Source organism: Arthrobacter globiformis (assembly GCF_046536215.2).
GTDB classification, from domain to species: Bacteria; Actinomycetota; Actinomycetes; order Actinomycetales; family Micrococcaceae; genus Arthrobacter; species Arthrobacter globiformis_E.
In genome coordinates, this window is sequence record NZ_CM143421.1 from 2,789,790 (window position 1) to 2,801,505 (window position 11,716).

At 66.3% G+C, this 11,716-nt stretch carries 7 protein-coding genes, 1 pseudogene and 2 riboswitches; of the genes and pseudogenes, 4 read left to right on the forward strand and 4 right to left on the reverse strand.

The features are described from left to right. Nucleotides 1-42: 42 nt before the first annotated feature. The 4 genes from R5O87_RS12510 to cycA all read right to left on the reverse strand — a co-directional run bounded on the left by R5O87_RS12510 (nucleotide 43) and on the right by cycA (nucleotide 5,040). The gene (locus R5O87_RS12510; RefSeq protein WP_410554231.1) at nucleotides 43-1,500 is read right to left on the reverse strand and encodes a GntP family permease; all 1,458 of its coding nucleotides are present in this window, start codon (nucleotides 1,498-1,500) and stop codon (nucleotides 43-45) included. 214 nt (nucleotides 1,501-1,714) lie between these two features. Next, entirely contained in the window at nucleotides 1,715-2,560 is an 846-nt protein-coding gene (locus R5O87_RS12515; protein WP_410554232.1) for a methylenetetrahydrofolate reductase, read from the reverse strand. A 27-nt stretch (nucleotides 2,561-2,587) separates the two neighbouring features. Next, nucleotides 2,588-3,541 carry a formyltetrahydrofolate deformylase gene (purU, locus tag R5O87_RS12520; protein ID WP_410554233.1) on the reverse strand — a complete coding sequence of 318 codons (954 nt, stop codon included), beginning with the start codon at nucleotides 3,539-3,541 and terminating at the stop codon, nucleotides 2,588-2,590. Beyond that, nucleotides 3,538-5,040, reverse strand: coding sequence for a D-serine/D-alanine/glycine transporter (gene cycA / locus R5O87_RS12525; RefSeq protein WP_410554234.1), 1,503 nt, complete (start codon nucleotides 5,038-5,040; stop codon nucleotides 3,538-3,540). The genes purU and cycA overlap by 4 nt, the downstream gene beginning before the upstream one ends. Nucleotides 5,041-5,188: 148 nt before the next feature. Then, nucleotides 5,189-5,286: riboswitch (glycine riboswitch) on the reverse strand. A 203-nt stretch (nucleotides 5,287-5,489) separates the two neighbouring features. Next, a riboswitch (glycine riboswitch) is annotated at nucleotides 5,490-5,589 on the forward strand. A 148-nt stretch (nucleotides 5,590-5,737) separates the two neighbouring features. On the opposite strand from cycA, the gene gcvP reads away from it, so the two are divergent. The 4 genes and pseudogenes from gcvP to R5O87_RS12545 all read left to right on the forward strand — a co-directional run bounded on the left by gcvP (nucleotide 5,738) and on the right by R5O87_RS12545 (nucleotide 11,704). Next, nucleotides 5,738-8,620 carry an aminomethyl-transferring glycine dehydrogenase gene (gene gcvP, locus R5O87_RS12530; protein ID WP_410554235.1) on the forward strand — a complete coding sequence of 961 codons (2,883 nt, stop codon included), beginning with the start codon at nucleotides 5,738-5,740 and terminating at the stop codon, nucleotides 8,618-8,620. 3 nt (nucleotides 8,621-8,623) lie between these two features. Continuing rightward, nucleotides 8,624-9,757 (forward strand): glycine cleavage system aminomethyltransferase GcvT, encoded by a 1,134-nt coding sequence (gcvT, locus tag R5O87_RS12535; RefSeq protein ID WP_410554236.1) that lies wholly within the window; start codon nucleotides 8,624-8,626, stop codon nucleotides 9,755-9,757. Nucleotides 9,758-9,786: 29 nt separating this feature from the next. After that, nucleotides 9,787-10,170 (forward strand): glycine cleavage system protein GcvH, encoded by a 384-nt coding sequence (gene gcvH, locus R5O87_RS12540; RefSeq protein ID WP_410554237.1) that lies wholly within the window; start codon nucleotides 9,787-9,789, stop codon nucleotides 10,168-10,170. A gap of 144 nt (nucleotides 10,171-10,314) precedes the next feature. Beyond that, nucleotides 10,315-11,704: pseudogene (locus tag R5O87_RS12545) on the forward strand (L-serine ammonia-lyase). Nucleotides 11,705-11,716 lie beyond the last annotated feature (12 nt).

The following is an 11,716-nucleotide window of genomic DNA, read 5'->3' on the forward strand; positions in this document are numbered from 1 at the left end:
CGGGTTCAGCGGGGGTATCAGGTTCGGGGTTCTCAGATTCGATTAGAACAGCAGGCTCATGGGCATGATCAGGAGGATTGCGACGACGGAGGCCACCGAGACGCCGACTGTCACCGACTTCAGCGCACCCCGTACGCTCTGGCCAAGGAGGGACTGCAGGAGCCAGAACGTGTTGCTGGTGACGTGGACCATGAACAGTGAACCGGCGCCGGCGGACAGTGCCAGCAGCACGGGGTCCAGGCCGATGACGGGTGCGATAGGGGCCAGCAGGCCCGCGGCGGTGATGGCGGACAGCGTGACGGAGCCGACGGCGATGTGCAGCAGAGCCGCGATGCCCCAGACCACCAGGAGCGGGGCGACGGTGCTTGCGGAGAAGAAGCCGCCAAGGATGTCGCCGAGGCCTGCCGCTTTTACCGTTGCGGCGAGCGACCCGCCCACGCCGGTGAGGATCAGGATCTGGCCGCTCTCCTTGAAGCCGACGGCGATGGCCTCCTCGACGCGCTTCTGCCCGATGGCGGAGCGGGTGACGAGGCAGGTGCCGATCAGGCCGATCAGCAGGGCGATGACCGGTTCGCCGAGGAGCTGCAGCCAGGGCAGGTCGATCTTCAGGATCTGCAGGATGGCACCGGCCCCGATGAGGAGCAGCGAGGTCAGCAGGGGCGCAAACAGGACAATCAGCGGGAGCTGCTTGGGATCGCGTTCCGCGACGGCGACGCTTCCGGTGGACTGGGCAGCGCTGGGGCCCTCGGTTCCGTTGGTGCCCGGACCGGCGGCGTTGCCGGCGGCAACCGGGCGGCCAGCACCGCCGTCGTACTGGTCCTCTTCACCTTCCCGGTCTTCCTCGGCGACGAAGGTGTGGTCCTCATCCTTGGCCTCGTTCCAGAAGCCGCGGCGGAAGAGGAACGTCATCATGGCGATGGCGATGATGATCGTGGGGATGACCAGCAGCAGGCCGAACAGCAGCATTTTGCCGAGCGGCACGTTGAGGAGGCCTGCCAGGGCCAGCGATGCGACGCCGGGGACCGTGAAGACGATGCCGCATTCGAGGGCGATGGCCATGGCTGTGGCCATGCGTGCCGTGCCGAGCTTGCCGATTTTGGGTGCCAGCTTGCGGGCCAGCGGGGCGGAGATGACGAGCAGGACGTCCAGGAAGATGGACTGCAGCAAGGTTCCGATGGCCAGGCCCATGGTGTAGGGCAGGCGCTTGGGACCGAACGTGTGGAGCAGGTGCTCCACGAGGCGCCGGATGGCTCCGCTTTGGTTAAGGATGGAGCCCATGAGGACGCCGAACGCGATGAGCAGGCCGACGTCCACCATGATGTCGCCAAATCCGGCGGTGATGGTGCTGACGGTCTTCTCCACGCCGAGGCCGACGGCGAGGCCAAGGTATACGGAGCTGACCACCAGGGCGATGACGGGGTTGACTCTGAAACGGACAATGAGCAGCACGGCGGCGAGCACCGCGACGGCTGTGTTGATCAGGACAGCGATGTCTGGCATGAGGGGGAATCCGATCGTTGGGCCTTCCGCACTGAAGGCTTGGGAGCAGGGTCGGGCGTGAGGAGCGACACATTTGCTATTCCCATATTATGGGTTTCAACCCACAATGCAAGATGTTTCGGGCAAGAAAAAGCGCGAACGTACAGTTGTGGCCCCAATTCCCGGGGAAAAGGGGCCACGACTGTACGTTCGGGCTCTGGTTACGGGACCGGGCTCAGGAGGCCCTGGCGTCCTCCCCGCCGCTCCAGTTCAGTGCGGGCTGGGTGTCGACGCTGTTGAAGGTGTAGAGGTGGATGCCCTCTAGTGCAGGTTCCAGTGCCGACAGTTCGGAAACCAGGGACCGTGATGAGTAGCTGCCGGCGTTCAGGAGCCTTCGGGCGAGCGGACCCTTGCGGTTCAGGAACTTCAGCGAGGGACCCACCCCGATCTTGGTGGCCAGCGAGATCAGCTTGGCCCGCGGGACAGCCCCGGCAACGCCGGCCCAGATGGGAAGGTCGACGCCTTCACGGCGCAGCAGTTCGGCATACCAGCCGATCCTGGGCGCCGAAAAGCACATCTGCGTCACCACGTTCGAGGCGAGATGCTGTTTCTCCAGCAGTGCGTCGAGCATCTGCAGCTCGTTGCACTTCGGATGGCCTTCCGGGTATCCGGCGACGCCGATGGCCATGGTCCCGCCGGTCAGGTCGGCGATGTCCTCCATGAGCCGGCCGCTGGTGCCGTAGGGACCTGCCGCCTCCGCAGCATCGCCGCCGATCGCGAAAACCTCCGTGATCCCGGCTGCCCCGCAGTCGCGGAGCAGGCCTGCCAGCTGGGCGCGGCTCCCGAGGCTGTGTGCCGCCAGATGCGGAATCACGTTGTAGCCCAGCTCGCCAAGCCGGACCGAGGCCCGCACGGTGGCTTCAACCCCGTGGTGCGGGAGGCAGGTCACCGTCAGCGTTGAGCCAGCGGGAACGTGCGCCCGGACTTTGGGAATGATGCCGTCCGTGGGGATGATCTCCAGGCGCACAGGCAGTTGGAACGGCGCCGGCAATTGGTTCGGCACAGGCAATGGGTTCGTCATGAGCAACTCCAGGTCTGGTTGGGCATGTCAGCGGAGGATGACCGTGCGGTTTCCGGACAGGATGATTCTTCCTTCGGCGTGCCAGCGCACAGCGTTTGTCAGGGCCTTGCACTCGGCATCCTTGCCCACGGACACCAGGTCCGCGGGCGTGTAAGTGTGGTCCACTTCGATCACCTGCTGCGCAATGATCGGCCCCTCATCAAGCTCCGAATTCACGTAGTGTGCCGTGGCCCCCACCGTCTTCACTCCACGCTCATGCGCCTGGTGGTACGGTTTGGCGCCCTTGAAGCTGGGCAGGAACGAATGGTGGATATTGATGGCCTTGCCGGCGAGCCGGGCGGTGGCAGAGTCGCTGAGGACCTGCATGTAGCGGGCCAAAACCACCAGTTCGACGGCGGACGCGTCCACCAGTTCCAGGAGCTTGGCTTCCGCTTCGGGTTTGGTCTCCGGCGTCACGGGGATGTGGTGGAACGGGACCCCGTGCCAGGCCGCGAGCCCCTCCAGGTCGGGGTGGTTGGACACCACGGCCGCGATCTCCACCGGCAGTTCTCCGCTGCGGGCGCGGACCAGGAGGTCGTTGAGGCAGTGATCGTACCGGGACACCATCACCAGGATCCGCTGCCTGCGGCCATGGCGCTCCAGGCGCCAGTCCATGCCCCACTGTCCCGCCAGCGGCGCGAAGCTGTCCCGGAGCTGTTCGACGGCGGCGGCGTCACCCGCCGCGTTACCCGTGATGTCACCCGCCGTGTCACCCGTTGCGGCGAAGTGGACCCGCATGAAGAAGTGCCCGGCGGTGCGGTCGCCAAACTGCTTGAGGTCAACGATGTAGCACTCCTGCCTGAGCAGGAAGTCAGCAACGGACTGGACGATTCCCAGGGCATCCGGGCAATGGAAGGTGAGCACAAACTCACTGTCCGTCGCGGGAGTCCGGGCCCCGCGGACCTGGCGTTCCGCCGTCGGCCGTTCCTCTGTCCTGATCATCCCTGAACGCTTTCCTTCTCCTCGAGGCGCCCGCCGGCGTGCTCGCGGGCGGCGGTCTCCTCAGCCTGCAGCTCCTCCTGGAACGCGGCGTAGCGGGCCAGGTGGGCAGGCCGGCGGCGCAGAACCAGCCAGGCCGCACCGAGCAGGACGAACCAGACGGGCGTGACCAGCAGCGCGGTCAGGGTGTCCGGCTGGGTAGTCAGGGTCCACAGGACGAAGGCGAAGAACGCGAAGACCACCCACACCATGGGAATGCCGCCGGGCATCTTGAACCTGGAGGCGTCGTGCAGGTGCGGCCGGCGGCGCCGGAAGGCGATGTAGCTGGCGAGGATGATCGACCAGACGAAGACGAAGCAGACCGCGGAAACGGTCGTGACCATGTCGAACGCCTTGCCGACGTCCTGGCCGGCGTACATGAGCACCACGCCGGAGAGCAGCAGCACGCAGGACAGGAACAGGGCGTTGTTGGGGACCTTGCGGCGGGACAGGCTGCCGAAGGCGGCCGGTGCGTCGCCTTCCTGGGCCAGGCCGTAGACCATGCGCGAGGTGGAGTAGATCCCGGAGTTGGCCGAGGACATGGCAGAGGTCAGCACCACGAGGTTGACCACCGTGGCAGCGGCCCCGAGTCCGGCCAGCGAGAACATCGCGATGAACGGGCTGTGGCCGGCGGCGAACTGGGTCCAGGGTGTGACGGACATCAGGATGATGAGGGCGCCCACGTAGAAGAGCAGGACGCGGACCGGGATGGAGTTGATGGCTTTGGGGAGGTTCTTCTCGGGGTTCTTGGCCTCGGCCGCCGTGGTGCCCACCAGTTCAATGCCCACAAAGGCGAACACGGCAATCTGGAAACCGGCCACGAAGCCCATGAACTCGTTGGGGAAGAAGCCGCCGTGGCTCCACAGGTTGGTGAAGCTCGCCTGCCCGGCGTCGCTCTGGAACCCGGTGAGGATCATGAACATGCCCACTACGATCAGGGCGGCGATGGCGATGATCTTGATGAGGGCAAACCAGAATTCGGTCTCGCCGAACGCCTTAACGGTGGTCAGGTTCAGCAGCAGCAGGACGGCCACGGTCGCCAGACCCGGGATCCAGAGCGGCAGTCCCGGCCAGAGCTCCCGGGAGTACCCTGCGATGGCGATGACGTCCGCGATTCCGGTGATCACCCAGCAAAACCAGTAGGTCCAGCCGGTGAAGAACCCCGCCCACGGCCCCAGCAGGTCGGCAGCGAAATCGCTGAAGGACTTGTAGTTCAAGTTGCTCAGCAGCAGCTCACCCATGGCGCGCATGACGAAAAAGAGCATGAAGCCGATGATCATGTACACGAAGATCACGGACGGTCCGGCCGCGGAAATCGTTTTGCCGGAGCCCATGAACAGGCCCGTGCCGATGGCTCCGCCGATGGCGATGAGCTGGATGTGCCGGTTGCTCAGCTGCCGCTCCAGGCGGGGAGCCTCACCGGCCGACGAACTGGCTGGGGAGGCAGGAGGATGAATCGTCATAAGGAACTCCATCGTTCAAGTGGCCCTGGATGGCCACACTGATTCGGTTCCTCCCCGCTCTGTATGGGACCTGAGAGATTCCGCGGACATGGTCTTCCGCTTGCACCGTCGGTGAGACAGGACGTGCCTGCCTGCTTTCCAGAGTTGCCTCGCCGCGGCGGTACGTGGGCCTGAGAGTTTCCTGGGGAGGGTTTGCTCCTACGGCGCCTGCTGAACGTACCGGCAGGGCTCTCCCGCCGCAGATCGTAAGCATTTTCAGTTATGTCGAGAAAAAATTGTCCGTGCCGGCGGCTGCCGTCCGTCCGGTCCGGGCCGGTCGGCGTAGCCCCGCTGGCCACCGGATCAGTGTGGTCTCGGTCACGAAGAAATGTCAAACGGGCCCCGGATTTGGCATGCGCGGAATTGTCCTGTAGCTTGTGAGCCGAATCACCCACATCTTCATAGCCTTTCGAACCGTGGCGGGAGAGTCCTCCCAGTAACCACCGGGCAGGCGCCGTAGGAGCAAATCCTCCCCAGGAATCTCTCAGGCCCCCGTACCGCCGCGGCTAGGCAACTCTGGAAAGCAGTTCGGGCAACCGGGCTCACCGACGGTGCAAGCGGAGCTCCCTGTCCGCGGAATCTCTCAGGTCCAATACAGAGCGGGGAGGAACCCAATCCATGCCGTGCCACCCGTGGCCGGCCAGACCTGGAGTTCCTCATGACGATTCAATCGCTTCCATCAACGTTTGCCGACCGGCATATCGGCGCCCGCCGCCAGGCCGATATCGACACCATGCTCAAGAACGTCGGCTACGACTCGGTCGATGGCCTCGTTGATACCGCCGTTCCGGCGTCCATCCGCCAGGACAACGCTCTCCGCCTCACCGCTGCGCTGAGCGAGGTTGAGGTCCTGGCCGAGCTCCGCCGCCTGGCAGCCAGGAACAAGACCGCCGTCCAGATGATCGGCCAGGGCTACTACGACACCGTGACGCCGCCGGTCATCCGCCGCAACGTCCTCGAAGCGCCAGCCTGGTACACCGCGTACACCCCGTACCAGCCGGAGATCTCGCAGGGCCGGCTCGAGGCGCTGCTGAACTTCCAGACCATGGTCCAGGACCTGACGGCGCTGCCGGTCGCCAACGCATCCCTGCTGGATGAAGCCACCGCCGTGGCCGAGGCCGTGCTCCTGATGCGCCGGGCCAATAAGAACAAGGACGCCAAGGACGGCAGGACGGTCCTGGACGCCGACTGCCTCCCGCAGACCATCGCCGTCGTCAGGGGCCGCGCCGAGGCGCTCGGTTTTGAGGTGGAGGTCGCGGACCTTTCCCAGGGACTGCCCGACGGCGACATCAACGGCGTCGTTCTCCAGCAGCCGGGCGTCTCGGGCCGGGTGTGGGACCAGTCAGGCGTCATCGCCGCCGCCAAGGAACGCGGTGCGCTGGTGACGGTGGCCGCCGACCTGCTGGCCCTGACCCTGATCACGCCTCCGGGCGAGCAGGGCGCCGACATCGCGGTCGGAACTGCCCAGCGCTTTGGCGTTCCGCTGTTCTTCGGCGGCCCGCACGCGGCCTACATGGCGGTGCGCACGGGCATGGAGCGCACGCTCCCGGGCCGCATCGTGGGTGTCTCCAAGGACAACGCCGGCGCCCCCGCCTACCGCCTGGCGCTGCAGACCCGCGAGCAGCACATCCGCCGCGAGAAGGCGACCTCCAACATCTGCACCGCCCAGGCGCTGCTCGCCATCGTCTCCTCGTTCTACGCCGTCTACCACGGCCCCGACGGCCTTAAGGCCATCGCCGAGTCCGTCCACACCAACGCCCGGATCCTCGCCACCGCGCTCAAAACTGCCGGCCGGGAACTCGTCAGCGAGTCCTTCTTCGACACGCTCACCGTGCGCGTGCCCGGCAAGGCCACCAAGGTCATCACCGCTGCCGAGGCCCGCGGCATCAACCTTCGCCTCATCGACGCGGACACCGTGGGTGTTTCCGTTGATGAGACGACGACGGCGGACGTGCTGTCCGCGGTGGCCGTGGCCTTTGGCGCCGGTCCCGTCGGGGACGCAGCGGGCTTTGAACTTCCCGAAGCCGTCCTGCGCTCCTCCGGCTACCTGCAGCACCCGGTGTTCAACACGCACCGCTCCGAAACCCAGCTGCTGCGCTACATCCGCAAGCTCTCCGACCGCGACCTGGCCCTGGACCGGACCATGATCCCGCTGGGCTCGTGCACCATGAAGCTGAACGCGACGGCTGAAATGGAGGCCATCTCCTGGCCGGAGTTCGCCTCGATCCACCCGTTCGCCCCGGACTCCCAGACCCAGGGCTGGCGCGAACTCATCGATGGTTTGGAAGCCGACCTCGCCGAGATCACCGGCTACGACCAGGTGTCCATCCAGCCGAACGCCGGGTCCCAGGGCGAGCTCGCCGGACTTTTGGCGATCCGCGGCTACCACCTCTCCCGCGGCGATGAGCAGCGCAACGTCTGCCTGATCCCGGCGTCGGCGCACGGCACCAACGCGGCCTCGGCCGTGCTGGCCGGCATGAAGGTGGTTGTGGTGGCCACCGCCGCCGACGGCACCATCGACCATACGGACCTGTACGCGAAGATCGAGGCACACAAGGACGTTCTCTCGGCGATCATGATCACCTACCCGTCCACCCACGGGGTGTACGACGGTGACGTCCGCGAGGTCTGCGATGCCATCCACGCGGCCGGCGGCCAGGTTTACGTGGACGGGGCGAACCTGAACGCGCTCGTGGGCCTGGCGCAGCCGGGCAAGTTCGGCGGCGACGTCTCGCACCTGAACCTGCACAAGACGTTCTGCATCCCGCACGGCGGCGGCGGGCCCGGCGTCGGGCCTGTTGCCGTGAAGGCGCACCTTGCCCCGTTCCTGCCGGGGGATGCCAACAAGGCCGCCCCTGAAGCAGGGCACGGCGTTGCCATTTCCGCTTCCCGGTTCGGTTCGGCCGGCGTGCTGCCGATCTCATGGGCCTACGTGAAGCTGATGGGCGGCGAAGGTCTGACCGAGGCCACCAAGTCGGCGCTGCTCGCGGCGAACTACGTCGCGTCGCGGCTGAACGAGTTCTTCCCGGTCCTCTACACGGGAGACAGCGGGCTGGTGGCGCACGAATGCATCCTGGACCTGCGCGAGCTCACGGCCCGCACCGGCGTGACCGCCGAGGACGTGGCCAAGCGCCTGATCGACTTCGGTTTCCACGCTCCGACCCTGGCGTTCCCGGTGGCGGGCACGCTGATGGTGGAGCCCACCGAGTCCGAGGACCTTGCCGAGATCGACCGGTTCATCGACGCGATGATCACCATCCACGCCGAGATCGAGCAGGTCGCCAACGGCGACTTCACCGTGGAGACCTCCCCGCTGCGCAACGCACCCCACACGGCAGCCGCCGTCGTCAGTTCCAGCTGGGAGCGCTCCTACCCGCGCGAGCAGGCCGCCTTCCCCGTTCCGTCGCTCCGGCAGGACAAGTACTTCCCGCCGGTGGGCCGCATCGACGGCGCCGCAGGCGACCGGAACCTGGTCTGCTCCTGCCCTCCGATCGAATCTTTTGAGATCTCGACAAGCTCAATCACCGGATTGGAAGACTGACCAATGGCCGAGAACTACACCGCCCTCTACGACCAGCACAAGAAAGCCGGCGCCTCCTTCACCGACTTCGGCGGCTGGCAGATGCCGCTGAAGTACACCTCCGAGCTCGCCGAACACCACGCCGTCCGCAACGCAGCCGGCCTGTTCGATCTCTCCCACATGGGCGAAATCCGGGTCACCGGTCCGGATGCCGGGGCCTTCCTGGACTACGCCCTGGCCGGCAGGCTGTCCGCCCTCGCCGTCGGCAAGGCCAAGTATTCGCTGATTTGCGACGCCGACGGCGGCATCATCGACGACCTGATTTCGTACCGCCGCGGGGAGGAAAAGTACCTGGTGGTCCCCAACGCCGGCAATGCAACGAAGGTGGCCGCCGCCCTCGCCGAGCGGGCCGGGAACTTCGACGTCGCCGTCGAGGACGTTTCCGGCGACATCTCGCTGATCGCGGTGCAGGGGCCCAACGCGGAAGCGATCCTGCTCCGGCTCGTCCCGGCCGGTCAGCACTCCCTGGTGACCGAACTGAAGTACTACGCCGCCGTCGAGGTGGGGATCACAGTCAACGGCACTGTCCAGACCCTGCTGCTGGCCCGCACGGGCTACACGGGTGAGGACGGCTTCGAAATCTACGTGCCCAACGAGGACGCGGCGGGACTGTGGGAGTCCCTTCTGGACGCCGGCGCCGGACACGGGCTGATCCCGGCGGGCCTGGCCTGCCGCGACTCGCTGCGCCTGGAGGCCGGGATGCCGCTCTACGGCAACGAGCTCTCGCGCCGCGTCAACGCCTACGCGGCGGGGCTGGGCCCGGTGGTTTCGCTGGCCAAGGAAAGCGACTTCGTGGGCAAGGAGGCGCTGGCCGCACTCAAGGCGGCCGGCGTCGGTTCCGCCATTGGCCAGAAGCTCGTGGGCCTCAAGGGCCTGGGCCGGCGCGCCGCCCGCGGCCACTACCCGGTCCTCAAGGACGGCACGCTGGTCGGCGAGGTCACGTCCGGCCAGCCCTCCCCCACCCTCGGCTACCCGGTGGCGATGGCATATGTCGACGTCGAACACGCCTCGGTCGGCACCGTCCTCGATGTGGACCTCCGCGGCAAAGCGGAGCGCTTCGAGGTCGTCGCCCTGCCGTTCTACAAGCGCACCAAGTAACCCAGGTTTCGACACGTAAAGGAATTGATATGAGCAAAGTTGTTGCTGAACTGAAGTACTCCGCCGAGCACGAATGGGTTGCCTCTGACGGCTCGGGACCGGTGGGGATCGGCATTTCTGCTGTGGCCGCCGACGCCCTGGGCGACATCGTGTACGTTGACCTGCCCGAGGTCGGCTCCACTGTCACGGCGGGCGAAACCTGCGGCGAGGTGGAATCCACCAAGTCCGTCTCCGACCTCTACGCACCGGTCACCGGTGAGGTAACCGAGATCAACGACGGCGTCGTCGCGGACCCGGCCCTGATCAACAGCGACCCCTACGGTGCCGGCTGGCTGTTCAAGGTGGCCGTCACCGACGAGGGCCCGCTGATGTCGGCCGAAGAATACGCAGCAGCAAACGGCGGCGAACTCTAGCCCCAGCTCAAGGCTGGAGTTTTTGTCCAGATATCGCGATTTCGAGGCCCTTTTGCGGCCATTATCTGGACAAAAACTCCACCCGCAGCACCTCAAACCCTCCCCAGCCCGAACCGACCACAACTATCCAGTTAGGAACCGACCATGGCTGTTGGCGTCTTTGACCTCTTCTCGATCGGTATTGGCCCGTCCTCCTCGCACACCGTTGGACCCATGCGGGCCGCGGCGGTGTTTGCGGAGGAGCTGAAGGCCTCGGGGAACCTGGCGGAGGTGGCAGCGCTGCGGGTGGACCTGTACGGCTCGCTTGCGGCCACCGGGCACGGGCACGGCACCATGACGGCGGTCCTGCTGGGCCTGGAGGGGTACGCTGATCCTGCCCGATGAGGTTGAGGAGCGGCTGGCGTCGATCGCCGAGACCGGGACCCTGCAGCTGGCCGGGTCCGTGCCGCTGCCATACGGGGTCGAAGACATGGTGCTGCGTCCGCTGACGGTGCTGCCCCGGCACACCAACGGCATGACCTTTACGGTTTTTGATGCGGCCGGCTCCGAGCTCCGGAAGGCGACGTTCTTCTCCGTGGGCGGCGGGTTCATTGTCCGCGAGGGCGAGGAAGAGGCCGCGCAGCAGGAACTGGATGAGTCCAAGAAGGAGCTGCCGCTGCCGTTCCGGACCGCCGCGGAACTGCTCAAGCACTGCCAAAACACCTCCCTCAGCATCAGCGAAGTGATGATGGTCAACGAAGAGGACAGCCGGAGTGCCGGGGACATCAGGGAAGGCCTGCTGCACATCTACTCGGTGATGGAAGGCTGCGTCGAAGTCAGCCTGAAGCGTGAGGGGCTGCTGCCGGGCGGGCTGAAGGTCCGCCGTCGTGCTCCCGACTGGCACGAACGCCTCCTGAAGGAGGACAAGGACCGGGACCCGAAGTACTGGCAGGAATGGGTAAACCTGGTCGCGCTGGCGGTCAACGAGGAGAACGCCTCCGGCGGCCGGGTGGTCACCGCTCCGACGAACGGCGCCGCCGGGATCATCCCCGCCGTCCTCTACTACGCGCTGCACTTCGCGCCGGGCATGGATAAGGCGACCCAGGAAGACCGCGACGACGTCGTGGTCAAGTTCCTGCTCGCCGCCGGTGCCGTCGGGGTGCTGTACAAGGAACAGGCGTCCATTTCCGGGGCGGAGGTGGGCTGCCAGGGCGAGGTGGGGTCGGCGTCGTCGATGGCCGCTGCCGGGCTCGCCGAGGTCATGGGCGGCACGCCCGCGCAGGTGGAGAACGCCGCCGAGATTGCCATGGAACATAACCTGGGCCTGACCTGCGACCCGATCGGCGGCCTGGTCCAGGTGCCGTGCATCGAGCGGAACGCGATCGCCGCGGCGAAGGCGATCAACGCGGCCAAGATGGCGCTGTGGGGCGACGGCTCGCACCGGGTTTCGTTGGATGAGGTCATCGTGACGATGCGCGAGACCGGCAAGGACATGAGCTCCAAATACAAGGAAACCGCCATGGGCGGCCTGGCGGTCAACGTCGTGGCCTGCTGATTCAGTACTTAA

Excerpts from the sequence above, each read along its gene's own strand:
- R5O87_RS12515 (WP_410554232.1), bottom strand. The coding sequence starts at position 2,560 with ATGACGAACCCATTGCCTGTGCCGAACCAATTGCCGGCGCCGTTCCAA.
- gcvT (WP_410554236.1), top strand. The coding sequence starts at position 8,624 with ATGGCCGAGAACTACACCGCCCTCTACGACCAGCACAAGAAAGCCGGC.
- R5O87_RS12510 (WP_410554231.1), bottom strand. The coding sequence starts at position 1,500 with ATGCCAGACATCGCTGTCCTGATCAACACAGCCGTCGCGGTGCTCGCC.
- purU (WP_410554233.1), bottom strand. The coding sequence starts at position 3,541 with ATGATCAGGACAGAGGAACGGCCGACGGCGGAACGCCAGGTCCGCGGG.
- gcvH (WP_410554237.1), top strand. The coding sequence starts at position 9,787 with ATGAGCAAAGTTGTTGCTGAACTGAAGTACTCCGCCGAGCACGAATGG.
- cycA (WP_410554234.1), bottom strand. The coding sequence starts at position 5,040 with ATGACGATTCATCCTCCTGCCTCCCCAGCCAGTTCGTCGGCCGGTGAG.
- gcvP (WP_410554235.1), top strand. The coding sequence starts at position 5,738 with ATGACGATTCAATCGCTTCCATCAACGTTTGCCGACCGGCATATCGGC.